The 26,383-nt window shown below is 65.3% G+C and carries 21 protein-coding genes and 2 tRNA genes; 20 read left to right on the top strand and 3 right to left on the bottom strand.

Translation table 11 applies throughout. The features are described 5' to 3' along the window. Positions 1 to 35: 35 nt before the first annotated feature. The 7 genes from ilvC to AC5RV1_RS09925 all read left to right on the top strand — a co-directional run bounded on the left by ilvC (position 36) and on the right by AC5RV1_RS09925 (position 10,571). The gene (ilvC, locus tag AC5RV1_RS09955) at positions 36 to 1,061 is read left to right on the top strand and encodes a ketol-acid reductoisomerase (RefSeq protein ID WP_493946465.1); all 1,026 of its coding nucleotides are present in this window, start codon (positions 36 to 38) and stop codon (positions 1,059 to 1,061) included. Positions 1,062 to 1,187: 126 nt separating this feature from the next. Next, positions 1,188 to 2,777, top strand: a complete 1,590-nt coding sequence (gene serA, locus AC5RV1_RS09950; protein ID WP_493946464.1) for a phosphoglycerate dehydrogenase — start codon at positions 1,188 to 1,190, stop codon at positions 2,775 to 2,777. A gap of 215 nt (positions 2,778 to 2,992) precedes the next feature. After that, the gene (locus AC5RV1_RS09945) at positions 2,993 to 5,791 is read left to right on the top strand and encodes an ABC transporter permease (RefSeq protein ID WP_493994410.1); all 2,799 of its coding nucleotides are present in this window, start codon (positions 2,993 to 2,995) and stop codon (positions 5,789 to 5,791) included. Continuing rightward, positions 5,788 to 6,543 (top strand): ABC transporter ATP-binding protein, encoded by a 756-nt coding sequence (locus AC5RV1_RS09940; RefSeq protein ID WP_493946461.1) that lies wholly within the window; start codon positions 5,788 to 5,790, stop codon positions 6,541 to 6,543. Before AC5RV1_RS09945 ends, AC5RV1_RS09940 begins: the two co-directional genes overlap by 4 nt. 33 nt (positions 6,544 to 6,576) lie before the next feature. After that, positions 6,577 to 8,136 carry a methionine--tRNA ligase gene (gene metG, locus AC5RV1_RS09935; protein WP_493994409.1) on the top strand — a complete coding sequence of 520 codons (1,560 nt, stop codon included), beginning with the start codon at positions 6,577 to 6,579 and terminating at the stop codon, positions 8,134 to 8,136. A gap of 166 nt (positions 8,137 to 8,302) precedes the next feature. Further along, a complete protein-coding gene (locus AC5RV1_RS09930; RefSeq protein WP_493994408.1) occupies positions 8,303 to 9,355 on the top strand; it encodes a 3-isopropylmalate dehydrogenase in 1,053 nt (350 codons plus the stop codon). Positions 9,356 to 9,458: 103 nt separating this feature from the next. Continuing rightward, complete coding sequence (locus AC5RV1_RS09925) at positions 9,459 to 10,571, top strand: branched-chain amino acid aminotransferase (RefSeq protein ID WP_493994407.1); 1,113 nt, start codon at positions 9,459 to 9,461, stop codon at positions 10,569 to 10,571. Positions 10,572 to 10,655: 84 nt separating this feature from the next. On the opposite strand, the gene AC5RV1_RS09920 is transcribed toward AC5RV1_RS09925, so the two are convergent. Continuing rightward, positions 10,656 to 11,249, bottom strand: a complete 594-nt coding sequence (locus AC5RV1_RS09920) for a hypothetical protein (protein WP_493994406.1) — start codon at positions 11,247 to 11,249, stop codon at positions 10,656 to 10,658. 132 nt (positions 11,250 to 11,381) lie between these two features. On the opposite strand from AC5RV1_RS09920, the gene AC5RV1_RS09915 reads away from it, so the two are divergent. The 8 genes from AC5RV1_RS09915 (at position 11,382) to AC5RV1_RS09880 (ending at position 19,501) form a co-directional block, all read left to right on the top strand. Next, the gene (locus AC5RV1_RS09915) at positions 11,382 to 12,185 is read left to right on the top strand and encodes an MBL fold metallo-hydrolase (RefSeq protein ID WP_493994405.1); all 804 of its coding nucleotides are present in this window, start codon (positions 11,382 to 11,384) and stop codon (positions 12,183 to 12,185) included. A 41-nt stretch (positions 12,186 to 12,226) separates the two neighbouring features. Then, positions 12,227 to 13,003, top strand: a complete 777-nt coding sequence (locus AC5RV1_RS09910) for a fumarylacetoacetate hydrolase family protein (RefSeq protein ID WP_493946454.1) — start codon at positions 12,227 to 12,229, stop codon at positions 13,001 to 13,003. Positions 13,004 to 13,054: 51 nt separating this feature from the next. After that, positions 13,055 to 14,569, top strand: coding sequence for a glutamate--tRNA ligase (gene gltX, locus AC5RV1_RS09905; RefSeq protein WP_493994404.1), 1,515 nt, complete (start codon positions 13,055 to 13,057; stop codon positions 14,567 to 14,569). Beyond that, positions 14,569 to 15,306, top strand: a complete 738-nt coding sequence (locus tag AC5RV1_RS09900) for an HAD family hydrolase (protein ID WP_493994403.1) — start codon at positions 14,569 to 14,571, stop codon at positions 15,304 to 15,306. The genes gltX and AC5RV1_RS09900 overlap by 1 nt, the downstream gene beginning before the upstream one ends. A 109-nt stretch (positions 15,307 to 15,415) precedes the next feature. Beyond that, positions 15,416 to 15,487: transfer RNA gene (locus AC5RV1_RS09895), tRNA-Gln, on the top strand. A 136-nt stretch (positions 15,488 to 15,623) separates the two neighbouring features. Further along, positions 15,624 to 15,699, top strand: a tRNA-Glu gene (locus AC5RV1_RS09890). Positions 15,700 to 16,094: 395 nt separating this feature from the next. Then, entirely contained in the window at positions 16,095 to 17,888 is a 1,794-nt protein-coding gene (locus AC5RV1_RS09885) for a dynamin family protein (protein ID WP_493994402.1), read from the top strand. Next, entirely contained in the window at positions 17,885 to 19,501 is a 1,617-nt protein-coding gene (locus tag AC5RV1_RS09880) for a GTPase (protein ID WP_493994401.1), read from the top strand. Before AC5RV1_RS09885 ends, AC5RV1_RS09880 begins: the two co-directional genes overlap by 4 nt. A gap of 59 nt (positions 19,502 to 19,560) precedes the next feature. On the opposite strand, the gene AC5RV1_RS09875 is transcribed toward AC5RV1_RS09880, so the two are convergent. Beyond that, positions 19,561 to 20,112: a DUF1697 domain-containing protein gene (locus AC5RV1_RS09875; RefSeq protein WP_493994400.1), complete on the bottom strand. Its 552-nt coding sequence runs from the start codon at positions 20,110 to 20,112 to the stop codon at positions 19,561 to 19,563. A gap of 54 nt (positions 20,113 to 20,166) precedes the next feature. Further along, positions 20,167 to 20,886, bottom strand: coding sequence for an IclR family transcriptional regulator (locus AC5RV1_RS09870; protein WP_066292257.1), 720 nt, complete (start codon positions 20,884 to 20,886; stop codon positions 20,167 to 20,169). Between the two features lie 112 nt (positions 20,887 to 20,998). On the opposite strand from AC5RV1_RS09870, the gene leuC reads away from it, so the two are divergent. The 5 genes from leuC (at position 20,999) to AC5RV1_RS09845 (ending at position 26,381) form a co-directional block, all read left to right on the top strand. Beyond that, positions 20,999 to 22,465 (top strand): 3-isopropylmalate dehydratase large subunit, encoded by a 1,467-nt coding sequence (leuC, locus tag AC5RV1_RS09865; protein WP_493946446.1) that lies wholly within the window; start codon positions 20,999 to 21,001, stop codon positions 22,463 to 22,465. Between the two features lie 8 nt (positions 22,466 to 22,473). Then, on the top strand, positions 22,474 to 23,076 hold the full coding sequence (leuD, locus tag AC5RV1_RS09860) for a 3-isopropylmalate dehydratase small subunit (RefSeq protein WP_430225649.1): 603 nt from the start codon (positions 22,474 to 22,476) through the stop codon (positions 23,074 to 23,076). 150 nt (positions 23,077 to 23,226) lie between these two features. Further along, on the top strand, positions 23,227 to 24,552 hold the full coding sequence (gene murA, locus AC5RV1_RS09855; RefSeq protein WP_493994399.1) for a UDP-N-acetylglucosamine 1-carboxyvinyltransferase: 1,326 nt from the start codon (positions 23,227 to 23,229) through the stop codon (positions 24,550 to 24,552). Positions 24,553 to 24,562: 10 nt separating this feature from the next. Next, positions 24,563 to 25,339 carry a lysophospholipid acyltransferase family protein gene (locus AC5RV1_RS09850; RefSeq protein ID WP_493994398.1) on the top strand — a complete coding sequence of 259 codons (777 nt, stop codon included), beginning with the start codon at positions 24,563 to 24,565 and terminating at the stop codon, positions 25,337 to 25,339. Beyond that, positions 25,329 to 26,381 (top strand): NAD(P)H-dependent glycerol-3-phosphate dehydrogenase, encoded by a 1,053-nt coding sequence (locus tag AC5RV1_RS09845; RefSeq protein ID WP_493994397.1) that lies wholly within the window; start codon positions 25,329 to 25,331, stop codon positions 26,379 to 26,381. Before AC5RV1_RS09850 ends, AC5RV1_RS09845 begins: the two co-directional genes overlap by 11 nt. Positions 26,382 to 26,383: the final 2 nt, after the last annotated feature.

Below are 26,383 nucleotides of genomic sequence, written 5' to 3'. Positions count from 1 at the left end.
CCTATTTACACATCCACTCAAGAGGAGTTACGCAAGTGACTGAAATGTTCTACGACGACGACGCCGACCTGACCATCATCCAGGGCCGCAAGGTTGCCATTGTTGGCTACGGCTCGCAGGGCCACGCGCACGCACTCAACCTGCGCGATTCCGGCGTCGAGGTCACCATCGCCCTGAAGGAAGGTTCCAGCTCGACCGCCAAGGCCGAGGACGCCGGCTTCACGGTCAAGAACGTTGCCGACGCGGCCGAATGGGCGGACGTCATCATGATCCTGGCACCGGACCAGCACCAGCGCTCGATCTACAACGACTCCATCAAGGACAAGCTGACCCCGGGCAAGGCCCTTGCCTTCGCCCACGGCTTCAACATCCGCTTTGGCTACATCCAGGCCCCGGAGGGCGTTGACGTCATCCTGGTTGCCCCGAAGGCTCCGGGCCACACCGTCCGCCGCGAGTTCGAGGCCGGCCGCGGCATCCCCGACATCATCGCCGTCGAGCAGGATGCTTCCGGCTCCGCCTGGGACCTGGCCAAGTCCTACGCCAAGGCAATCGGCGGCACCCGCGCCGGCGTCATCAAGACCACCTTCACCGAAGAGACCGAAACGGACCTCTTCGGCGAGCAGGCTGTCCTCTGCGGCGGCGTGTCCCAGCTGGTCCAGTACGGCTTCGAGACCCTGACCGAAGCCGGCTACCAGCCGCAGATCGCCTACTTCGAGGTGCTCCACGAGCTCAAGCTCATTGTTGACCTCATGTGGGAAGGCGGCATCGCCAAGCAGCGCTGGAGCGTTTCGGATACCGCAGAGTACGGCGACTACGTCTCCGGCCCGCGCGTTATCACCCCTGCGGTCAAGGAAAACATGCAGGCTGTCCTCGCCGACATCCAGTCCGGTGCCTTCGCCAAGCGCTTCATCGAAGACCAGGACAACGGCGGCGTCGAGTTCAAGGAACTGCGTGCCAAGGCTGAGCAGCACCCCATCGAGGCTGTTGGCCGCGAGCTGCGTTCGCTGTTCTCCTGGCAGCAGCAGGACGTGGACTACGTTGAAGGTTCCGCCGCCCGCTAAGGCTGCCCGTTGGGCGCCGCATAAAGGCAGCAGTGAGGCCGGGTTCACACTTAACAATGTGAGCCCGGCCTTTCCGTCGGCCTAGACTTGTTTCCATCCCCAGGACTGCAACGCAGAGGATCAGCCGTGTCAAAACCCGTAGTACTGCTCGCCGAAGAACTTTCCCCCGCCACTGTCGAGGCCCTCGGCCCGGACTTCGAGATCCGCCAGACCGACGGCGCCGACCGTTCCCAGCTGCTCTCTGCCATCGGCGACGTCGACGCTATCCTGGTCCGTTCAGCCACCCAGGTGGACGCCGAGGCGATCGCCGCTGCGAAGAACCTCAAGGTCATCGCCCGTGCAGGAGTCGGCCTGGATAACGTGGACATCAAGGCCGCCACCCAGGCCGGCGTGATGGTGGTCAACGCCCCCACGTCCAACATTGTCTCCGCGGCCGAGCTCACCGTGGGCCACATCCTTAGCCTGGCCCGCCACATCCCGCAGGCAAGTGCCGCCCTCAAGGACGGCGAGTGGAAGCGCTCCAAGTACACGGGCATTGAACTGTTCGAAAAGAAGATCGGCATCATCGGCCTGGGCCGGATCGGTGCCCTCGTGGCCGCCCGCCTAAAGGGCTTCGACACCAAGATCCTGGCATACGACCCCTACATCACCTCCGCCCGGGCAGCACAGCTCGGTGTGCAGCTGGTGACCTTGGACGAACTGCTGGCCCAGTCCGACTTCATCACCATCCACATGCCCAAGACCCCTGAGACGGTGGGCATGCTCGGCGCGGATGCCTTCAAAAAGATGAAGAACACGGCCTACGTGGTCAACGTCGCGCGCGGCGGGCTCGTGGATGAGGAGGCCCTGTTCACCGCCCTCCAGGACGGCACGATTGCCGGTGCCGGCGTGGACGTATTCTCCAAGGAGCCCAGCACCGATCTGCCGTTCTTCAAGCTGGACAACGTGGTGGTCACCCCCCACCTCGGCGCATCAACTGACGAAGCCCAGGAAAAGGCGGGCGTCTCGGTGGCCAAGTCCGTCCGCCTGGCACTGGCAGGCGAGCTCGTCCCGGACGCAGTCAACGTCGCCGGCGGCGTCATTGCCCCCGACGTCCGCCCTGGCATCCCGCTGATTGAGAAGCTGGGCCGGATCTTCACGGCCCTGACGCATGCGTCCCTGACCCAGTTCGACGTCGAGGTGGCAGGTGAGATCTCGTCCCTGGACGTCAAGGTCCTGGAGCTTGCGGCCCTCAAGGGGATCTTCGCGGACGTGGTGACCGAGCAGGTCTCCTACGTCAATGCCCCGGTGATTGCCGAGCAGCGCGGCATCAACGTCCGCCTCATCACCACCCCGGAAACCGAGTCCTACCGCAACGTCCTCACCCTGCGCGGTGCCCTCAGCGACGGCACCCAGATCTCCGTGGCCGGCACCCTGACCGGGCCCAAGCAGATCGAAAAGCTGGTGGGCATCAACGGGTTCGAAGTTGAAATCCCCATCAGCGAACACCTGGTGGTGGTTGGCTACACCGACCGTCCCGGCGTAATCGGCACCATCGGCCACATCCTGGGCATGAACAACATCAACATCGCGGGCATGCAGGTGGCACGCCACGACCAGGGCGGCCAGGTGCTCGCGCTCCTCACCATCGACAGTTCCGTACCCCAGCAGGTCCTTGACGCCATCAAGGCCGGCATCGGTGCCGATATGGTCCGGGAAGTGGACCTGGAGGACTAACCCGCGCTCGGCCGAAACGCCGTACCACCACCCTCCGCTCGGCGCGTCCCGGCGGGGCCACGTATGATTGGCCGGTCTGCTTACAATGGCTGGGTCCCCTTACCGGACCGGGCCGGCAGGCCGGCCAATACCTTTTGCACATCCGTCCGTGATCGTCCACGTCCGCCCCGAGCGGTTTCGAATGTGCGCACGCAATCCAGGTTTCAGGGAGTTCAATGAACGCCGTCCAGAGGTTCATCAGAAGCAAAGTGCTGCTGTTGACCGCGGCCATCTTGATCGCAGCCATGTGCTTGTCGGTCCTCGTCCAAAGCCAGTCGCAGGCGGCGCTCAGCCGGACCGTGGACGAAAATTCACGGGGGCTCTACGATGTCCTGGTTCAGGCAAAAGCGCCCTCGGGCGCACTGCTGCAGCCGGAGATCGCCAACGGCACCGGCGGCATCAGCTTCGAACAGCTGGAGGCAATCCGGAAGCTGTCCGGCACGTCCGTGGCCGCACCCATCAGCCTGGTCTCCCGCGTGACGCAGAACCTCGAAGCGCCGCGCCTGGATGCCATGGACTACCTCGGCTACAACGCCGGGCTCGCCGGCACCGCGACGGCGGACCAGGCCGCCGGGGCCACCGCTCCTGCTGAGTGGCCCGCGGCCGAGTCCGTGCTGAGCGATGAGGCCAAGAAATACCGCCTCACCGCCACCGCAGTGAGCTCCGACGGCGTTTCAGAGCAGACGCTCTTCAAGTCCACTGCCGAAGGCACCCTGGGCAAGGCCAAACTCGTGGAGGAGCGGGCAGCCGGGGGGAGCAGCATCCGCATTGCCGCTCCCGAAGGTGAAACGGGCATCAAGTTCCCTGCCCCGGCCGGGGGTTCCGAACACAACCTGTTCAACCTGTCAGTGTCGCTGCCCCTCGCGCCGGAGGTCACGGAATCCGTGGTCGCCGTCGATCCCGCCGCCGAGCGTGCCCTGCTGGGTTCCGCCGGTGACTTCCTGGCCCCGCTGGAAAAGGCTCCGCCCGCTGACGCGCGTGATGCCGGAGCGATCGGCCGCTACTTTGAAGGTCTTTTCACCAACGGCATCGGCTTGGACGAGCTGGAAGAAGGCCCGGACTTCCTGGGCGTGAAGCTCAAGCACTGGGCACCCCTGATGACGCAGTACCAGCAGGCAAAGCGCAACGGCCAGTTGACCGCCGATTCCCAGGCCATTCCCCTCATCGTACGTTCGGGCACGTCGCTGGACCTGAAGTACAACGTCAAGATTGAGGAAATCGACGACTCCGGCAAGGTGGTCAAGGACGTCGGAACAGCCTCCCAGTCATTGGGGGAGGACTATCTCCCGTTTGTCTCCAAGGACCCCTTCGTTCTCTCGTGGCCCGGATCCACGGACCACTCCTCCCTCCTCGGAGCCACCGGCAACTTCAACCAGGGCCTCTACACGCCTGCTGAATGGAGCACGGACTTCGCAGCGGCCCCGAAATACACCGACGGCGAGGCAGCGGCCAACGGCGCCGCCGGCAAGAACGCGGTACCCGGCGAATGGGTCACCATCAACCGCCTGCCCGAAAAGAGCGCCAATGGCACCCCCGTTGACCAGACCCAGCGCGAGCCCGTGGACGAACGCTCTTACCGTGAAAACCTGGAGACGGGGGAGCAAAAGGCAGCAGCCCCCCTTGCCATGGTTTACGGAACATTCGATCCTTCCGCAGTGGCAGAGGCCGCCGGGGACGTCAACAAGCTTCCGTTGGGCGGCTACGACCCCACTCCCTTCACCCTGGTCAAGGACGCCGAGGGCAAGGACGTTCCGGCCGCCGAGCTTGAGCCCTCGCTGAGCGCCACTGGGCTTGCCAGCCAGTCCGCCGGCGCCATTACCGACTACTACGGCCTTGCGGCTGCCCGCGGCTACAAGGACAACGCGGCAGTCATCGACGCCGTCCGTGTCCGTGCCGAAGCGCCCGGCAGCTGGAAAGAGGCACAGCCGGACGTTGAAAAGCTCGCCGGGGAAATCCGCGCCATGGGTCTGGAGGCCACGATCGTGGCCGGTTCTGCCCGCGAGGACGCCAGCATCTTCGTTCCCGGCTACTCCAAGGACGACGCCGGCAAGGAATCCGCCCTGGGCACGGTCCAGCAGTCATGGGTCCGGCAGAATGCAGCCGACGCCGTGACTGGCTCCCTTTCCGGAACCAACACCACGCTGCTCTTCCTGACGCTTTGCGGCGCCGCCCTTCTCACCGGTGCTTCCACCGTCAGCTACATCCGCAAGCGGCGGAGCGAGGCAGGAACGCTGCGCGCCATGGGCTGGACCCAGCGCCGGATCCGCAGTTGGGTGCTGGAGGAATTCGCTGTGGGCGCAGTGCTGCTTGCCGTGGCCGGCATCGTTTTGAGCCTGGTCAGCTGGAGCCTCACCACAGCCCTCGTGTGCGTTTCCGTCCTGGTCCTGTACGCCGGAGCTGCGTTCTTCGCAGCCCAACAGCTGCGCCACCGCGACGTTATCGACCAGGAACCGCAGCACGACGAGCGCCTCATACCGGTAGATTCACCCCTGACCTTCGCGAACCGCCAGCTGGGCACCAACAAGTTCAACACCCTTGCCTTGGCTGTTGCCGTCGGCGTCTTCGGGGCAGCCGTGGGCGGCCTCATTGCGCTGCTGATCGACATTCCCCGCGCGGCCGGCGCCAGTGCCCTGAGCGGGCTCGCCGCTGCCAGCGTGGCGCTGCCGAGCATTCTCCTGGCTCTCGCAGGCGTCGTCGTGGGCCTGGTATTGACCCTGGTCACCGGCCGCTTTGAACTCAACGCCAAGCGGCAGTACCTGGGAATCCTTGAGGCCATGGGCTGGAACCCGGACATGCTCCGCCAGGTCCGGCTGTTCGAGAACGCGCTGGTGGGAACCGTGGCACTGCCCCTGGGCGTGCTGGGCGCCCTGGGCATCGGCCTGCTGCTGGCACCTTATGCCGCACTGTGGGCAGGCGTGGCCGGCCTCGTGGCTGTACTTTGCTGGATACCGATTGCAACGAAAGTGGTCCAATGACAAACCAGACCAATGTCCAGCGGAGCCGCAGGAGCGGCTCCGGCGACGTCGCCCTGCAGACGCGCGCCAATACCATCGTCAAGGCTGCTGACCACGGCACCCCGCTGGAACTGAGCGACATCACCATCCGCTACGGCGGCGGCAAAGGCGGCGCTGAGGCGGTCAGCGTGGTGGAAGGCTTCGACCTCACGCTGCACGCGGGCGAGATGCACTGCGTCGCCGGCCGAAGCGGCTCCGGCAAGACCAGCATCCTGACGGTCGGTGCGGGGCTCACGCTGCCGACGTCGGGCCGTGTCTTCTGGGAAGGCGATTCCCTCGAGAGCATGGGCGACGACGAAATCGCCGACCGCCGTCGTGCCCTCATCGGTTACGTGGACCAGGGCGGCGCCCTCATTGACGGAATGAGCGCGCTGGAGAACGTCCTCCTGCCGGCTGTTCCGGACGGGGAAGTGGACCAGCGCCGGGACATGGCCAAGGACCTGCTGGACCTTGTGGGCCTGGGCCGCCGCATGCGGCACCGCCCTGCGCAGCTGTCCGGCGGTGAACGCCAGCGCGTTGCCATCGCCCGCGCCCTGATCCTGGGTACCAGGGTCCTGGTGGTTGACGAACCCACGGCGAGCCTGGACCGTGCCTCCGCAAACCGCATCATCAGCATCCTCAAAGACACCACGTCGGATGGCATCGCGGTCCTGGTGGCTTCGCACGACCACGAACTCGTCCGGCTCAGCGACTCCCTGACCGAACTGATCTAGCCTGTCCCTCCGCACCGAAAGTACCGTCCGCACGTGACTGCTACAGAGAAAACGCCGTTCTACATCACCACGGCCATCACCTACCCCAACGGCGTGCCGCACATCGGCCACGCCTACGAGTACATTGCCACCGACGCCATGGCGCGCTTCAAGCGGCTGGACGGCTATGACGTGATGTTCCTGACCGGCACGGACGAGCACGGGATGAAGATCGCCCAGACCGCCGAAAAGGAAGGCATCACGCCCAAGGAACTGGTGGATCGGAACGCAGAGGTCTACAAGGCGGCACACTCGGCCCTGGGCATCACGTACGACCGTTTCATCCGGACCACGGACGAGGACCACTACGCGGCGTCGCAGGCCATCTGGAAAAAGATGGAGGCCAACGGCGACATCTACCTTTCAAAGTACGAGGGCTGGTACTCCGTCCGGGACGAGGCGTTCTACGTCGAAGACGACACCGTGGTCAAGGACGACGGCGTGCGCTACTCCAAGGAGACGGACACCGAGGTGACCTGGACGGCGGAGGAGAGCTACTTCTTCCGGCTTTCGGCCTACCAGGACAAACTGCTGGCCCTGTACGAGGCCCAGCCCGAGTTCGGTGCCCCGCAGTACCGGTTCAATGAAGTCATCAGCTTCGTAAAGCGCGGCCTGGAGGACCTGTCCATCAGCCGGACCACGTTCGACTGGGGCGTTCCGGTCCCGGGCAACGACAAGCACGTGATGTACGTGTGGGTGGACGCCCTGACCAACTACCTCACCGGCGTGGGCTACCCCGACGTCGATTCGGAGAAGTTCCGGAGGTTCTGGCCAGCGGATGTCCACGTGATCGGCAAGGACATTTCGCGGTTCCACGCCATCTACTGGCCGGCCTTCCTGATGAGTGCCGGCCTGGAACTGCCCAAGCGCGTTATGATCCACGGGTTCCTGCACAACAACGGCGTGAAAATGTCCAAGTCGCTGGGCAACGTTGTGGCCCCGGCCGACTTCGTGGAGCAGTACGGCCTTGACCAGGTGCGCTTCTTCTTCCTCCGCGAAGTGCCCTTTGGTGCGGACGGCAGCTACAACCACGAAGCAATTGTTGGCCGGATGAACGCGGACCTCGCCAACAACTTCGGAAACCTTGCCCAGCGGTCCCTGTCCATGGTGGCCAAAAACTGCGAGGGCAAAGTGCCCGTTCCGGGGGAGTTCACGGCCGAGGACAACGCCATCCTGGGGCAGGCCGCAGGGCTCCTCGACACTGCGCGGGCGGCATTTGAGAAGCAGGAGTTCAGCCGCGCCCTCGAAGCCGTTTGGGGCGTCCTGGGCGACACCAACGCCTACTTCGCCGAGCAGGCGCCCTGGGTGCTGCGGAAGACCGACGTCGAACGCATGAACACAGTGCTGTACGTGACGCTGGAAGTCCTGCGGATCGTGGCCATCCTTGCCCAGCCCGTTATGCCGACAGCAACAGCTGCGCTCCTTGGCACCCTCGGCCAGCCGGAAGGGGAGGCCCGCCAGTTCTCCGCCATCGGGACGCCGATTGCTGCGGGTACTGAACTGCCGGCTCCGTCCCCGGTGTTCCCCAAGTACGAGGAGCCCGCTGAGGGCTGACGCTCTCTCACTTTCTGCACGTTTTCCGCGAACGCCCACTCACCTTCCGGATGGAAGGTGAGTGGGCGTTTGCTGTCTCTTCCCAGAAGTGAAGGCGGCCCCAGAGGGCTGTTCGGATAATGAGACGGCTTGACCAGCATATGGATATCTTGGCTACGCTGAAAGCATGAGCACATCCTCCATCGATCTTGCAGTTATTCCCGGCGACGGCATTGGCCCTGAGGTCATTGCGGAAGCACTCAAGGTGCTGGAAAAGGCTGTCGCTTCCGAGGGCGTCGAGCTCAAGCCGACGCACTACAAGCTCGGCGCCGAGCACTGGCTGGCCACGGGCGAGACCTTGCCGGACCACGTCCTGGCCGATCTTCGGACCCGGGATGCCATCCTGTTCGGGGCAGTAGGTGCAGCCCCAGGCGATACCCGTATACCGTCCGGCATTATTGAACGGGAGATGCTGCTCAAGCTCCGCTTCAGCCTGGACCACTACGTCAACCTGCGGCCCTCCCGGCTCTACGGAACCGTGGGCAGCCCGTTGGCCAATCCCGGGGTCATCGACTTCATCGTGGTCCGCGAAGGTACCGAGGGCCCCTATGTCGGCAACGGCGGCACCCTGCGCGCCGGAACTCCGCATGAGGTGGCTACGGAAGTCTCGCTCAACACCGCCCACGGTGTTGAGCGCGTTGTCCGGGATGCCTTCCGCCGGGCCAGCGCGAGGGAGCGCAAGCACGTCACCCTGGTCCACAAGCACAACGTGCTGGTCTACGCCGGGCACCTCTGGAAGCGCACGGTCGAGGCCGTGGCACAGGAGTTCCCGGAAGTAACCCACGACTACCTGCATGTGGACGCCGCAACCATCTTTATGGTCACCGATCCCTCCCGCTTCGACGTAATCGTCACCGACAACCTCTTCGGCGACATCCTCACCGATCTTGCTGCAGCCATCACCGGCGGCATCGGGCTGGCAGCTTCGGGCAACATCAACATGGACCGCACCGCGCCGTCGATGTTTGAGCCGGTCCACGGCTCTGCCCCCGACATTGCCGGCCAGGGCAAGGCCGACCCCACCGCGGCCATCCTGTCCGCAGCCCTCCTGCTGGACCACCTCGGCTACACCCGGGCAGCCCGCAGGATCGAGGCGGCAGTGAGTGCCGACGTCGAAAAGCGCGACGGCGGTGCACGCACCACCAGTGCGGTGGGCGACGCCATCGCCGCCGGCCTGTAGCCGCGCCTGGGGCTGGCGGCAACGGGCGTAAGCTTGTCTCGAATCACCAAATGCCGCCTTGACGTTCAACGCTGAGGCCAAGGCGGCCGATCGTGGAGGAACCATGACTCAGACTGCCCACGGCGTCGAATTTTCGCAGCAGCTCTCGGACAACCCGAAGTCTGCTGAAGAGCGTGCAGCCATCCTGGCCAACCCGGGATTCGGCAATCACTTCACCGACCACACCGCCATCGTCGACTACAGCGTGGACGAGAACGGCAACGGCGGCTGGCATAACGCCCGCGTGGAAGCTTACGGACCGATCTCCCTGGACCCGTCAGCTGCAGTGCTGCACTACGGCCAGGAGATCTTCGAAGGGCTCAAGGCGTACCGCCACGCAGACGGGTCCATCTGGTCCTTCCGCCCGGAGGCGAACGCAGCGCGCCTGAACAAGTCCGCCCGCCGGCTCGCCCTTCCGGAACTGCCTGCCGAGTACTTCCTCGGAGCAATCCGTGAACTGGTTGCCGCCGACAAGGACTGGGTTCCCAGCGGCGACGGTGAGGCCTTGTACCTGCGGCCGTTCATGATTGCCACCGAGGCCTTCCTGGGCGTCCGCGCCGCACGCGAGGTTTCCTTCCGGGTGATCGCCTCACCGGCCGGCAACTACTTCGGCGGCGAACTCAAGCCCGTGTCCATCTGGATCTCCCGGGAATACGCCCGAGCAGGCCGTGGCGGTACCGGCGATGCGAAGTGCGGCGGCAACTACGCAGCGTCGCTGATCGCCCAGCAGGAGGCTGAAGCCAACGGCTGCAAGCAGGTCCTCTTCCTCGACCAGTTCAACGACAACGCAGTCGAGGAACTGGGCGGCATGAACGTCTTCTTCGTGATGAAGGACGGCTCACTGGTCACCCCTGTGCTGACCGGCACCATCCTTGAAGGCATCACCCGGATGTCCGTTATCCAGGTGGCCAAGGACATGGGCCGCGAAGTCACCGAGCGGAAGATCACCCTCGACGAATGGCGCGACGGCGTTGCCTCCGGCGGGATTGCCGAGGTCTTCGCCTGCGGTACTGCCGCCGTCATCACCCCGATCGGGGTCCTCAAGGACACCACCGAGTTCATTGGTTCCGAGGACGCCAGGGCCGGGGAAACCACCATGGCCATCCGGGAAAAGCTGCTTGGCATCCAGACCGGCGCAGTCCCCGATACCCACGGCTGGCTGACCCGCCTCGCCTAGTCCCGCTTTTCGCTGACTGACAAATTACGACGGCGCCTGCCGGGCTCATCCCCGGCAGGCGCCGTTCGTTGTGCAACGGGGGGATTAGCGCCGAGCGGCCTTCCGGGCGGCATTCTTCAGTGCCTTGCGGGAAACGGGCTTCAGGGCCTTCCTGGCCGCTTCTTCCTCCAATGCACGGTTGCGGCGGGCGTCAATAATGTCGTTCCACAGCGTCGTCGCGAAGACGCCGCCGTCCTGGGCGTACACGTCGTAGGGGTAGTCGGCGAATATAGGCGGCGTAGTGCTGCCGGAGGGCAGCTCCTGCCCTGTTGCTTTCGCGACGGCGTCTGCCATAGCCCAAGTCCTTGTCAGGTGGGGCGTGAGGTTCTCCTGGACAAACAAGGCGGCATCGCCGGAGGCAGCGGCCCGTTTCAGGAGCTCGTCCAGTTCCTCCACAAGGAGCCCGGAGGCCGCTTCCTCCACGGGCGCCGCACCCTGCTTGAGAACCTCGGTGAGGCCGTCCACCGCCGCACTCCAGTCGGCGGTTTCGCGGAACTTCTTCCAGGTGGGAAACCAGACAATGCTGCCTGTGGCGTGGTTGTGGATGTGCAGAAGCCCGCTGTTCTTCTCCGTTGCGGCATGGTCGTGACCGGCTGAATCGGCTTCGGCGAGGAGGTCTGCAAGCGTGGTGGTGCTCATGTGATGTGGTTCCGGCTTCCTGGGAGACAACGAGGGGATTCACTGGTGGTCAACCCGGGCACCCCGCTGTTCTATTCCGGCCTGTTCCCCGCGCTACGGCCGCTGCGCTCCAGAGTCGGATGCAAAGATGGGATGGTGACTCCAGCTTCCGGCCCCCTCCTGCAGCGCAGCTCAGCCCTGACGCAGTTCGTCCTGGCCCCCAACCCCGGGCCAATGAGCCTCGCCGGCACCAACTCCTACGTGCTGCGGCACCCCGCCCACCCGGGCGCGGTCGTGGTTGATCCGGGTCCCCTGGACGAGGACCACCTCCAGGCACTCGCCGCTGCCGGCCCCGTTGAACTTATCCTCATCACCCACCGCCACGGCGACCATACCGGCGGCTCCGCACGGCTGCATCAACTGACCGGCGCCCCCGTACGCGCCAAGGACCCTGCGCACTGCTACGGCAACGGCACACCGCTGCTGGACGGCGAGGTACTCCAATCTGCGGGCCTTGACGTCAGCGTGGTGGCAACGCCCGGCCACACGTCCGATTCGGTTTGCTTCCACCTCCCCGGCGACGGCCCGCACGGTGCGGTACTGACCGGGGACACCATCCTGGGCAGCGGCACCACGATGCTTGACTATCCGGACGGGACCCTCGGGGAGTACCTAACCTCCCTCGACAGGCTGGAATCGCTGGGGCCGGCCACCGTCCTGCCCGCCCACGGCCCTGTCCTGCCGTCCTTGACCGACGTCGTCGGCGACTACCGCGCCCATCGCCTCGAACGGCTGGCGCAGATCCGCGCGGCCCTGGACCGGCTCGGCCAGGATGCCACGGTGGGTGACGTCGCGGACGCCGTCTATTCCGACGTCGACCCTTCCGTGCGGCGCGCAGCTGTTACGTCCGTGGCCGCCCAGCTTCACTACCTGCGGGGCTGGGCCGGCAGGCCCTAAAACGACAGGTGTCGGTGTGGCGAGACGGTAGGGTAGGAGCCATGCGTATTGCCAGGTTTGTCGTCGATTCTGATCCCCTCTACGGCGTTGTCGAAGGTGACACGGGCAGTGAGGAAATCACTGTCATCCATGGGGACCCTTTCTTCAACGGAGTGGAGCGTACCTCCGTCCGCCACAAGCTGGAAGACGTCCGGCTGCTCGCCCCCATCATTCCCCGCAGCAAAGTGATCGGCGTGGGACGCAACTTCGTGGAACACGCGCATGAACTCGGAAATGAAGTTCCCACCCAGCCGCTCCTTTTCCTGAAGCCCAACACCGCCGTCGTTGGCCCCAACGATCCCGTGGTGCTGCCCGAGTTCTCCGAGGAAGTCTCCTTCGAGGCGGAACTGTGCGTTGTGATCGGACGGATCTGCAAGGACGTGCCCGAGGAACGCGTGGACGACGTCATCTTCGGTTACACATGCGGCAACGACCTCACGGCCAGGGATGTCCAGAAGACAGACCTGCAGTGGACCCGGGCCAAGGGCTTTGACACCTCGGCGCCCCTGGGCCCGTGGATCGAGACGGACCTTGATACGGAGGACCTGCAGATCCAGGGCCGTCTCAACGGGGAGCTGCGGCAGGACGGCAGCACCAGCCAGATGATCAGGGGAGTACGGGAACTCGTCTCCGTTGTCTCCCAGGCGTTTACCCTCCTGCCCGGCGACGTGATCATGACCGGGACGCCGGCCGGAGTGGGCCTGGTCAGCGCAGGCGACCGCTTTGAGGTGGAGATCGAGGGGATCGGCCGCCTGTCCAACCCCATCGTCCGCCGCTGACACCTGGCTCCGCGTTGGGGCTTTGCGCCAGACGGTAAAGTTGGAGCCACTATGACTACTGCTTCTGCGTCGATTGCTGCCTCCATCCCGCCCGTCACCGCTGACACGCCCGTTCGGGTCCGCTTCTGCCCGTCGCCCACCGGCACTCCCCACGTCGGGCTGATCCGCACGGCGCTGTTCAACTGGGCCTACGCCCGCCACACCAAGGGCACCATGGTGTTCCGGATCGAGGACACGGACTCGGCCCGGGACAGTGAGGAAAGCTACCACCAGCTGCTCGACGCGCTGAAGTGGCTGGGCATCGACTGGGACGAGGGCGTGGAAGTAGGCGGCCCGCATGAGCCGTACCGGCAGTCGCAGCGGAGCGGAATCTACCAGGACGTCATTGCCCGTCTCCGGGAGGGCGGCTTTGTTTACGAGTCGTACTCCACGCCGGAGGAAATCGAAGCGCGCCACCGTGCCGCCGGACGCGACCCGAAGCTTGGCTATGACGGCTTTGACCGCCACTTGACGGAGGAGCAGCTCGCCCAGTTCAAGGCAGAAGGCCGCGAGGCCGTCCTGCGGCTGCGGATGCCGGACGAGGACATCACCTTCAATGACCTCGTGCGCGGCGAGATCACCTTCCGTGCCGGGTCCGTCCCGGACTTCGCAGTGGTCCGTGCCAACGGGGCGCCCCTGTACACGCTGGTGAACCCGGTGGACGATGCCCTGATGGGCATCACCCATATCCTCCGCGGCGAGGACCTGCTCAGCTCCACTCCGCGCCAGATTGCCCTCTACCGCGCCCTGTACGCCGTGGGCGTAGCCCAGTACATGCCCGAATTTGGCCACCTGCCGTACGTCATGGGCCAGGGCAACAAGAAGCTTTCCAAGCGCGATCCCGAATCGAGCCTGTTCCTGCACCGGGAGCGCGGCTTCATCCCTGAAGGCCTGCTGAACTACCTCTCGCTCCTGGGCTGGTCCCTGAGCGCGGACGAAGACATCTTTACTGTTGAACAGTTGGTGGAGCACTTCGACATCCATGACGTCCTGGGCAACCCCGCACGCTTCGACCTCAAGAAGGCTGAAGCGATCAACGGCACGCACGTCCGGATGCTCCCGCCTGAGGTTTTCCGGGAACGCCTCGTTCCTTACCTGCGCGCAGCGGACCTGGTGGGGGAGATCCTGACCGACCGGGAAGAGGAAATCCTCACTGAGGCCGCGCCGCTGGTCCAGGAGCGCATCACTCTGCTGGGCGAGGCGCCCGAAATGCTGGCGTTCCTCTTCAAAGCGGACGACGCCATCGACGTTGCCGCTGATGCCAGGAAGGGGCTCCCGGAAAACCTGGCGGAAGTACTGGATGCAGCCATCGCAGCACTCGAACCTGTTGAGGACTGGACGCCCGACAACATCCAGACCGCGCTCAAGCAGGCCCTCGTTGAGGACCTTGGCATCAAACCCCGCCTTGCTTTCGGACCCGTGCGCACGGCTGTTTCGGGCCGGCGGATCTCGCCGCCGCTGTTTGAGTCCATGGTGATCCTGGGCAAGAATTCCTCTCTCCGCCGCCTTCGCTCATTCCGCGGCTGATGACGGCTCCCATGCATGTAGGCAGCGCGGTCCTGGACACGCCTTTCGGTTCTGTCCGCGGGGTGTTATTCGATATCGATGACACCCTGGTCGACTTGGAATACTCGATGACCACTGCCTTGCGGGAGGTCAGCGAACACCTCCTGCCCGGCCTTGACCAGGCCGGGTGGGAGGTGTTCGGACGCATCTTCACCCATGAGACCACGCACTACTACGACCGCTACCTGGCAGGCGAGCTGACGTTCAACGAACAGCGCCTGTTGCGGGGCCGCGCGGCCTTGGGCCACTTCGGGATTGAACTTGCGGAGGGCGAGCAATCTCACCAGTGGCTTAGCGCGTACATGGAAAAGCAGCCCGCGTACGTGAAGCCTTTTCCGGACGTGATGCCGCTGCTGGATGTCCTGGACGAAGCAGGCATCCCCTATGGGGCGGTCAGCAACAACGTGCATGACTACCAGCGCGCCAAGCTGGATGGGGCTGGACTCGCCCGGGTCAGGCGGCTGGTGGGAACGGACACCCTCGGTGTGGCCAAACCCGATCCGGCCATCTACCTCGAGGGGGTCCGGCTTCTGGGCACCGCCCCTGCCGACACACTGTATGTGGGAGACAACCGCCTCCTTGACGCTGAGGGCTCGACTGCGGCCGGCCTCCTGGGCGTCTGGCTGAACCGGGCGGGTGAGATGGCTGCCGGATTCGACGGCGGTATGGTGACATCCTTGGACCAGCTGGTCAGCTAAGTCACACCGGACCGATTTGTGCGAGCCCGAAGTCTCGGGTAAAGTAATTTCTCGTGCTGAGGCGCACGGAGCAGGGCAAAGGCCCTGAAAACCGGCCCGAAAGTATCATTGGGATATGGTGTAATTGGCAACACTACGGTTTCTGGTACCGTCATTCTAGGTTCGAGTCCTGGTATCCCAGCTCTGTTCAGAAGCCCCGCTCCGGGCCAAAAGCAGAAGGTTTCAGCCGGTTCGCCGATTTGAAACCACAGCAAAGTGTGTGAAACAATCACTGAGCTGACCAGCGGAAACGCTGAATGAAGTACGGTAAAGTACACGGCCCCATCGTATAGCGGCCTAGTACGCCGCCCTCTCACGGCGGTAACGCGGGTTCGAATCCCGCTGGGGTCACCAAGATAATGGTCCCGGGCAAACGCCCGGGGCCATTTTTCGTTTCCGCAACCATTCGTGGAACGCGCCATCACTTTCCGGGGCAGATCGTGCAACGCCCCATCACCTTCCGGGGCAGATCGTGCAACGCCCCATCACTTCCCGGGGCAGATCCTGGAACGCCCCATCACCTTCCGCGACAAATCCTGGAACGCGCCATTGCTTTCGGTCCCGGGAGGAACCCTCCTGAGCTCGGCCCGCGGCGGCACCGCCGTCGAACCCGCACCAGAAACTGGTGGGGCGTTCCGGGAAAAGGTGCGGGAGGTGGTGGGGCGTTCCGGGAAAAGGTGCGGGAGGTGGTGGGGCGTTCCGGGCAGGCAGCCGCACCCATTCGAGCCGCCAACTGGCATGATGTTGCTGTGACCTCCCGGAACGAGCAAGACGAACCGCACGATGAGAAGCGCCCGCCTTCGAGCAGTGCCGGTGCCCTTGCAGCAGTAGCGCTCCTGGAAGAGGTGCGCGGTGATCTTGCCGCCGCGGCACTGCCGCTGGCACTGCCCGACGTGGAGCAGGCCCGGCGTGACGCCGCCGGCGCCGTCGCCCAACTCGACGACTACATCCTCCCGCGGTACCGCAGCCTCGATGCCCCGCTGCTGGCAGTCGTCGGAGGTTCCACGGGTGCGGGCAAGTCCACACTCGTCAACGCCCTTGTCGGCCACCCCGTCACCCGTTCGGGCGCCATCCGTCCCACCACCCGCCAGCCCATCCTCCTGCACCACCCGTCGGAGGCAGCCTGGTTTGAAGGCCAGCGCGTCCTGCCAAGCCTGAGCAGAATCCGCGGAAGCGTCGCCAGCAGCCCCGTACCGGCCAGCCGCGCAGGCGCCGTTCCGGACGCCGGAGCCATGTCTTCCCTGGTGCTTGTGGCGGACCCGGCTGTCCCCGCAGGAATCGCAGTCCTGGATGCTCCCGACGTCGACTCCATCTCAGACGACAACCGCAAGCTGGCAGCACAGCTCCTTGCTGCCGCCGATTTGTGGATTTTCGTCACGACGGCCAACCGCTATGCGGATGCCGTCCCGTGGAAACTGCTCCTGGACGCAGCTTCGCGGGACATCATGGTGGCTGTGGTGCTGGACCGCGTACCGCCGGGGGCGGAAAAGGAAGTCAGCGAGGACCTGCGCAGCCTCCTGGACCGCGAGGGCCTGGACGCCGCACAGCTGTTCATGATCCCGGAGACCCCACTGGATCCGCTGGGCATGCTCCCGGCCGGCACCGTCCTCCCGTTGAGGACGTGGCTCGCGGAGCTGGCCGCAGATGCCGCCGGCCGTTCGGAGATCGCCCGCCGTACGCTCAACGGGACCGTCAGGGCACTGGCCGGCCGTGTTGCTGCCGTGGCACAGGCGGCTCGGGAGCAGGAGGCCGCCGCGGACAACCTCGAAGCTGCCGCGGTATCGGCCTACCATGATGCTGCCGGCCGGATCCTCGACGCTACCAAGGACGGGGCCCTGCTGCGGGGCGAAGTGCTCGCGCGCTGGCAGGACTTCGTGGGCACCGGCGAGTTCTTCCGGGCCCTGGAACAAAACGTGGGACGGTTCCGCGACCGGATGGGGGCCTTCTTCCGGGGTGAGCCGCCGCCCGCGGTGCGCGTCGAGGCAGCCATCGAGACGGGGCTGCAGGCCGTCATCATCGACGAAGCTGCCAATGCCGCCGAGGACACCGACCAACGGTGGCGTACCGACCCCGCAGGGCGGCAACTGCTGGGGACGGACGACCTTTCCGGGACCACGCCGGGCTTTGAGGACCGGGCCGCCGCCGAAATCAGGGCCTGGCAGGAAGCCCTGATGGAACTCATCCGCACCGAAGGCCAGGGAAAGCGGACCCAGGCCCGCTGGCTGTCCTTCGGAATCAACGGACTGGGGGCGGCCCTGATGATCGTGGTGTTCTCGATGACCGCCGGACTGACAGGACTCGAGGTTGGTGTGGCAGGCGGAACGGCCGTCGTGGGCCAGCGGCTGCTCGAAGCGGTTTTCGGCGAGGATGCAGTGCGGCGCATGGCCGAAAAAGCGCGGGAGGACCTGCACGCCCGCTGCCAGCGGCTGTTGGAGGAAGAGGGGCAGAAGTTCCTCACCCTGATTCCGGAGCGTGATGAACGCGCCCCGCAGACTCTTGCCGCCCACGCGGACGCCCTGGTCCGCCTGGCGGATACCGCATGAGCCGCCACAGCGACACCCGGGATGAGTCCCGGCTTGACCGCCGGCTTGCGGCCCTCAACGATGCCCGCGAGCTAGGCGAAGGCGTCCTGCCCGACGCGTCACTCCAGGAAGTATTCACCGTCCTGGAGCGGGCCAGTTCACGCCGCTCACTATCGGCCGACCACACTGTAGTGGGCTTCTTCGGTGCCACCGGGAGCGGCAAATCCTCCCTGTTCAATGCGGTCAGCGGAGCTGAAATCGCGACGGCGGCCGCGCGCCGGCCTACGACGTCGGAACCTTTGGCGGGCGTGTGGGGAGCGGAAGGCAGCGAGCCGCTGCTCGACTGGCTTGAGGTTCGCAACCGGCACCACGCGGCACCTGTGGAAGGCTTCGCTGACGAGGAAACCGGCCTGATCCTGCTGGACCTGCCCGACTTCGATTCCACCCGGGCGTCCAACCGCGAAGTGGTCCAGCGGATGGTGGGCCTCGTGGACGTCCTGGTGTGGGTCCTTGACCCCCAAAAGTATGCAGACGCGGCCGTACATAATGATTACCTGTCGCGCCTGGCGTCCCACGGCGCGGTGACGTTGGTGGTCCTCAACCAGGTGGACCGGCTCCCCGAGCATGATGTTCAGCCCGTCCTGGAATCCCTGCGGTCCATCCTTGCCCGCGACGGACTGGGCAAGGTCCAGGTGCTGGCGGCCTCCGCCGTGACAGGTACGGGAGTGGACAAGGTCCGGGCCGCTATCCGGAGCGTCGCCGTGAAGCGCAAAGCCCAGTCGCAGCGGCTCGCTGCCGACATTACCCGGGCCACCGTGGAACTGGGTTCAGTTTCCGGCGGGGGAGAGGCGGCAGGGGTCCGCTCGGCGGCAAAGTCACGCCTGGCCGACGAGCTGGCCGTGGCAGCCAACGTACCCACCGTGGTCCGCGCGGTTGGCCAGTCCTACCGGCTTGAGTCCGTCAAGCGCACCGGCTGGCCGGTCACCAGATGGCTGTCCAGGTTCCGGCCGGATCCGCTGCGCCGACTCAATCTGCGCAGCGGTGCCCCGTCGGAGCTGAACCGGACCTCGCTGCCGCCGGCAGGGGCGCCGGAACGGGCGCGGACGGATGCAGCAGTCCGGGAATTCGCTGACGCCGCCAGCGCGGGCGCCCCCGGCCCGTGGCGGGCGGCGATCCGCGGCGCCGCACGCGAGGGCAGGGAGCAGTTGCCTGACGCCCTTGACCAGGCCATCGCCGGAACGGACCTGGCCGCCAACCGCAGGTCCTGGTGGTGGGGGGTGTTCAACGTGGTGCAATGGCTGGCCCTGCTCACGGTGTTGGGAGGCCTCGGCTGGCTCGGCGTTCTGGCCGCCCTCGGTTATTTCCAGATGCCCGTTCCCGAGGTGCCGAGGGTCGAAGGCTGGCCTGTGCCTACGCTGATGATCGCAGCCGGGGTGGTGTTGGGGATCTTCCTGGCCATTACCGGACGCTTCATTGCCGCTGCCGCGGCGAATGTCCGGGCCGCCAGGGCGCGGAAGCGGCTCAATGCCGCAGTTTCCTCCGTTGCCCAGGAGTTGGTGGTGGAGCCGGTGGAGGTGGAAGTGAGCAGGCTCGCCGCTTTTAATGCCGCGCTGAAGACGGCCGGGACAGGATAGAACTGAAGAACCAGCGGGCGGCAACCAGCACGGCAATAAGCCTGCTGGGACTGGGCAAACTAGATGCCGGCGGCCGCGAGTTGGGAAGCGGCGTCCCGGACCTTAATCAGGGTCCGCAAGTTGCGTGTTGTGGTGGAGGCCTTGAACCTGGGTTTGGCCGAGATTTTGCTGAAGGGGCTGTCCAGCGTTCCGCCGGCCGGTGCCAGCCAGGCTAGGGCCTCCGGCCCCAACCTTGTCTGCTCCGCCCCCTCCAGCGCTGCCCCCGCTGCATCGAGTTCGTCAAGCATTGCGGGGTCGGAGGAAAGCGTGATGTAGGTGTGGGTGCCTTTGTCGTCGTCCGGGTAGGGGCAGGCTGCCACCAGTTCGGACACCCGTGCTGCGTCGAGCACCACCACCCAGGCGTCATAGCCAAACGCATCGCGGAGGCATTTCTCGCACTCCCGTTTCACCGCTGACGCATCCAGGCGGCTGGCCAGCACCACATTTCCGCTGGCAAGCAGGGTCCGGGCATCGGAAAAGCCCGCGGCCTTCAGCGCCTCCCGGAGGTCGGCCATCTTGATATTGATGCCGCCGACGTTGATGCCCCGGAGAAACACTGCATAGCTGCCCATGGCGAGAAGCCTAGCCCCAGCAGTCGGCCCGGGCCGTCAGGCTCTGTTCTTAAGTCAGTCGTTGTTCTTGCGCAGGGCCTCGGTGAGGATGCGGCCGGCATTGCAGACCACTTCTGCATGCAGCCGGCCGGGCTGGCGGGTGAGGCGCTCGATCGGGCCGGAAATTGAAACGGCCGCTATGACCCGGCCGGAAGGTCCCCGCACCGGTGCGGAAACTGAAGCGACCCCCGGCTCGCGTTCGCCGAGGCTCTGGCCCCAGCCCCGCCGTCGTACGCCGGCCAGGACAGTAGGGGTGAAGCGGGCCGACTGCAGTCCTTCCAGCAGGCGGTCGTGGTCCTCCCAGGCCAGAAGCACCTGGGCCGCGGATCCTGCCTTCATGGACAGCTGCGTACCTACCGGGATGGTGTCGCGCAAGCCGATGGGGCGCTCGGCGGAGGCCACGCACACGCGCCAGTCGCCCTGGCGCCGGAAAATCTGGGCACTCTCACCTGTGGCGTCGCGCAGCTGCATCAGCACGGGGCCGGCAGAAGCGATCAAACGGTCCTCGCCGGCAGCCGAGGCCAGCTCAACAAGACGGCTTCCCAGCACAAACCGGCCCTGGATGTCGCGGCTCACCAGCCGGTGGTGCACCAGTGCAAGGGCCAGGCGATGGACAGTGGGCCGGGCCAGGCCGGTAGCCGCCACCAGCTGGGCCAAGGTGGTGGGGCCGGCCTCGAGTGCATCAAGCACATGGGCCGCTTTATCAATGACACCGACTCCACTAGAATTGTCCATGTAATGATATTGCCGTCTCAATATCTGAGATGCAAATCTTTCGGCTGGCGCAGTGCGAGGCGTACTGGTTCAGTGGAACTCATCAGCCAAACAGCAGTGAAGGGAGATGGCCATGGCAAAGACATTGGCCGAGAAAGTCTGGGACGCGCACGTGGTGCGCAAAGGCGACGGCGACGGAGCCAATGCCCAGCCCGACCTTCTCTTCATCGACCTCCACCTTGTCCACGAGGTCACATCCCCGCAGGCCTTCGAGGGCCTGCGGCTGGCCGGCCGGAAACTGCGCCGGCCGGACCTGACCATCGCCACGGAGGACCACAACACCCCCACGCTGGACATCGATAAGCCTATCGCCGACCTGACCAGCCGTACGCAGATCCAGACCCTCCGCAACAACTGCGCCGAGTTCGGAGTCCGCCTGCACTCGCTCGGCGACGCCGAACAGGGCATCGTCCACGTGGTGGGACCGCAGCTGGGTCTCACCCAGCCCGGCATGACGGTGGTCTGCGGCGACTCGCACACCTCCACGCACGGTGCGTTCGGCGCACTGGCCATGGGCATTGGAACCTCCGAGGTGGAGCACGTTATGGCCACCCAGACCCTGTCCCTAAAGCCGTTCAAAACGATGGCCATCAACGTCGAAGGCACGCTGCGTCCCGGCGTCACGGCCAAGGACATCATCCTCGCCGTCATCGCCAAGATCGGCACCGGCGGCGGCCAGGGCTACGTCCTGGAATACCGCGGTTCCGCAATCCGTGCGCTGTCCATGGACGCCCGCATGACCATCTGCAACATGTCCATCGAAGCCGGTGCCCGCGCCGGTATGGTGGCGCCGGACGAGACCACGTACAACTACATGAAGGGCCGTCCCCACGCCCCCCAAGGCGCGGACTGGGACGCCGCCGTCGAGTACTGGAACACCCTGCGTACCGACGACGACGCGACCTTTGACGCCCAGGTTGACCTGGACGCCGACACGCTGGAGCCCTTCGTCACCTGGGGCACCAACCCCGGCCAGGGCGTCTCGCTGTCCGAGTCTGTGCCGTTCCCTGAGGACTTCGGCGATGAAAACGCCAAGGCCGCAGCCGAACGCGCCCTGCAGTACATGGGACTGGAAGCCGGCACGCCCATGAAGGATATCCGGGTGGACACCGTGTTCCTCGGCTCCTGCACCAACTCCCGTATGGAGGACCTGCGGGCCGCTGCGGACATAATCCGCGGGCGTCAGAAGGACCCGAACATCCGGATGCTGGTGGTGCCCGGTTCGGCGCGGGTCCGCCTGGAAGCCGAGGCCGAGGGCCTGGACAAGGTCTTCAAGGACTTCGGCGCGGAATGGCGCTTCGCCGGCTGCTCCATGTGCCTGGGCATGAACCCTGACCAGCTGGAAGTGGGGGAGCGCTGCGCCTCCACCTCCAACCGCAACTTCGAAGGGCGCCAGGGCAAGGGCGGCCGCACCCACCTGGTCTCCCCGGTGGTTGCCGCAGCCACTGCCATCCGCGGCACGCTCAGCTCGCCGTCGGACCTGGATCCCGATCCGGTGGTTGAGCCTGTCCAGACCCCCATCCGCACCGACGCCGCCTAGGACACGCCATGGAAAAGTTCACCACCCACACCGGAATCGGCGTCCCGCTGCGCCAGAGCAACGTGGACACGGACCAGATCATCCCCGCTGTCTACCTCAAGCGCATCACCCGCACGGGGTTCGAGGACGCCCTGTTCTCGGCGTGGCGCAAGGACCCGTCCTTCATCCTTAACCAGGCGCCTTTCAACACCGGATCCGTCCTGGTGGCCGGCCCGGATTTCGGGACCGGCTCCTCCCGCGAGCATGCGGTGTGGGCATTGAAGGACTACGGTTTCAAGACCGTGCTCTCCTCCCGGTTCGCCGACATTTTCCGGGGCAACTCGGGCAAGCAGGGACTGCTCGCAGCCGAAGTGGCACAGGACGACATCGAACTGATCTGGAAGGAACTGGAGAACGCTCCCGGGACCGAGGTCACCGTGGACCTCGTCTCCAAAACGGTGGTGTGCGGCAACATCGTGGCACCCTTCGAAATCGACGATTACACCCGGTGGCGCCTGCTCGAAGGACTGGACGATATCGGCCTGACCCTGCAGCATGAGGCGGACATCACTGCCTACGAAGCCACCCGGCCCGCCTTCAAGCCCAAAACCCTGCCGGCGCGCCTTTCCTGAGCCGGCTGAAGCAGCTCTGACAAGGGCGACGGCGGTGCGCCACGCCCTGCCGCCGTCGCCCGCGTATTTCGGTTCGGTAACGCGACCTCCTATGCTTGGTTGGAGCCTTTGCAAGGATTTGGGGGCTAGTCATCGTTAGGAAACCGGTATATGAGTAGTGTTCTGACCATCCGCGGCGGAGTCCCGCTGACAGGCCGCGTCACCGTCCGGGGAGCGAAGAATCTCGTTCCCAAGGCCATGGTGGCTGCCTTGCTGGGCAACGAACCGTCGGTGTTGCGGAACGTGCCGGAGATCAAGGACGTGGAGGTAGTCACCTCCCTCCTGCAGCTGCACGGAGTGACTGTAGTGAAGGACCCCGTCAACGGGGACCTTACGCTGGACCCGAAGGCAGCCAAGACTGCGCCGAGCACCGCCATCGACGCGCATGCCGGCGATTCCAGGATCCCCATTCTGCTCTGCGGACCGCTGATCCACGCCATCGGCGAAGCGTTTATTCCGGATCTTGGCGGCTGCAAGATCGGCGACCGTCCCATTGATTACCACCTGGACGTGCTGCGCCAGTTCGGTGCCGTGGTGGAAAAGCGTCCGGGCGGCATCCACATCTCCGCTCCCAAGGGACTGCACGGCGCAAAGATTTCCCTTCCCTACCCTTCTGTCGGTGCCACCGAGCAGGTGCTGCTGAGCGCCACCCGCGCCGAGGGCATCACCGAGCTGTCCGGGGCAGCAACGGAGCCGGAGATCATCGACCTCATCGCTGTGCTGCAGAAGATGGGCGCGATCATCAGCGTCCAGACCGACCGCACCATCCGTATCGAAGGCGTCCGCGACCTCGGCGGCTACAACCACCGGGCGCTTTCGGACCGCAATGAGTCGGCGTCGTGGGCTTCTGCTGCACTGGTGACCAAGGGTGACATCTTTGTTGAAGGCGCCTCCCAGCGGGACATGATGACGTTCCTGAACACCTACCGCAAGGTGGGCGGCGGCATGGACATCGGTGAGGACGGCATCCGCTTCTACCACAAGGGCGGAAAGCTCAACCCCCTGGTCCTGGAAACAGACGTGCACCCCGGTTTCATGACCGACTGGCAGCAGCCACTGGTGGTGGCGCTGACCCAGGCGGAGGGCGTCTCGATCGTCCACGAGACGGTCTACGAGAACCGCTTCGGCTTCACCGATGCCCTCATCCGGATGGGCGCGAGCATCCAGGTGCACCGTGAATGCCTCGGCAGCGTGCCCTGCAGGTTCGGCCAGCGCAACTTCCTGCATTCGGCCGTTATTTCAGGGCCAACCCAGCTCAAGGGAACCGACATCGACGTGCCGGACCTGCGCGGCGGCTTCAGCCACCTGATCGCGGCCCTGGCCGCCACCGGAACCTCATGCGTGACAGGAATCGACATCATCAACCGGGGCTACGAGCGCTTCACCGAAAAGCTCGCGGGACTTGGTGCCGACTTCGACATCACCGCGACGAAGTAGCGGTACCGACGTGAAGGAATCGGCGAAGAGCCGCGCGACCCTTGCCGTGGTCGCAGGAATAGTACGTCCCCTGTTCAACCTCATGATGGATAAGAAGTGGGAGGGCACCGAAAAACTGCCTGCCGGCGGTTTCATTGCGGCGCCCAACCACTGCACCGAGATCGACCCCCTGATCATCGGCCACCTCCTCTATAACCACAAGCGTGCACCGCACTTCCTGGCGAAATCCGGGCTCTTCAAGGTTCCGGTTCTGGGCTGGGTCCTGCGCGCAACCAAGCAGATTCCCGTGGAACGTTCGACGGCGGGCGCCAACCGGTCCCTCCAACTCGCGCAGGAGATTGTGGCCGAGGGCGGAGCCATCATCATCTACCCCGAAGGCACCCTCACCAGGGACCCGGACCTGTGGCCCATGAAGGGCCACACCGGTGCTGCCCGGCTTGCTCTTGAGGGCGGCATTCCGGTGGTACCGATCGCCCACTGGGGAGCCCACGAGGTTTTCCCCCGCTACGGAAAGCGGTTCCACCTGTTCCCGCGCAAGAAGTCGACGGTGGTCGTGGGCGAGCCGGTCGACTTGAGCGCCTACACCGGCCGTCCCCTGGACAAGGCCACGCTGACCGGGGCCACTGACGCCATCATGGAAGCCATCACCCAACTCCTGGCAGAGATCCGGGGCGAACAGCCTCCGGCGAAACGCTGGGATCCGGCGAAGCAGCAGCAGGCGAAACACGGCCGCTTCGTGGAGCGCGGGCAGCAGCAGGCCGGGGAACGGATGCCCGGTGACCTCTGAGGGCAACCACCTCGGCTCGGCCCGTTCAGTAGCGGTGCTTGGCGCGGGTTCGTGGGGGACCACCTTCGCCAAGATCCTGGCCGATGCCGCCACGGCGTCAGGCGAGCCGCGTGCCATCCGCCTCTGGGGCCGGCGGAGCGAAGTGGTGGAAGAAATCAACACCTACCACCGCAACTCGCAGTACCTGAAGGACATTGCCCTTCCGGACAGCATCACGGCCTCTACGGAGGTACGCGAGGTATTCGAGGGCGCCGATCTGGTGGTCCTGGCCGTGCCGGCCCAGTCCCTGCGCCCGCAGTTGCGCGGCTGGAAACACATGATCGCCCCCGGGGCCACGGTGGTTTCCCTGATGAAGGGCCTTGAACTGGGCACCGACGCCCGGATGAGCGAGGTCATCAGTGAGGAACTTGGGCTGCCCACCGAGCGCATTGCCATCGTCTCAGGCCCAAACCTTGCCATGGAGATTGCCCGCGAAGAGCCCACGGCCTCCGTGGTTGCCTGTAGCGACCCGGCTACTGCAGGCTGGATCGCCCGCAGCTGCACCGCACCTTATTTCCGGCCTTACACCACCTCGGACATCGTCGGGGTGGAAATCGGCGGCATCGTCAAGAATGTCATTGCACTGGCCGTCGGCATCTGCGAGGGCAGGCAAATGGGCGACAACACCAAAGCCTCCGTGATTACCCGCGGCCTCGCCGAGACGTCCCGCCTTGCCCTCGCATTGGGCGGGGATGCGAAGACCATGGCCGGGCTGGCCGGCCTGGGTGATCTGGTGGCAACCTGCTCCTCGCCGCTGTCGAGGAACCATACTGCAGGGCGCTTGCTGGGCCAGGGCCTCACGCTGGAGGAAGTGGGCCAGAAAATGACCCAGACCGCCGAAGGCATCAAGTCCGGCCAGGCCGTCCACGAACTGGCAGCAAAGCTGGGCGTCGACATGCCCATCACGGCAGCCGTCGTCGCCGTGCTGGCAGGCAAGCTGTCCGTTGACCAACTGGGGCCCGTCCTGCTGGCCCGGGAACTGAAACCTGAAGGCGATTACTGACC

This window comes from Arthrobacter sp. Hb9-2, assembly GCF_059091165.1.
The sequence above is the reverse complement of the archived record's forward strand: the minus strand, read 5'-3'. Positions and strand labels throughout refer to the sequence as shown.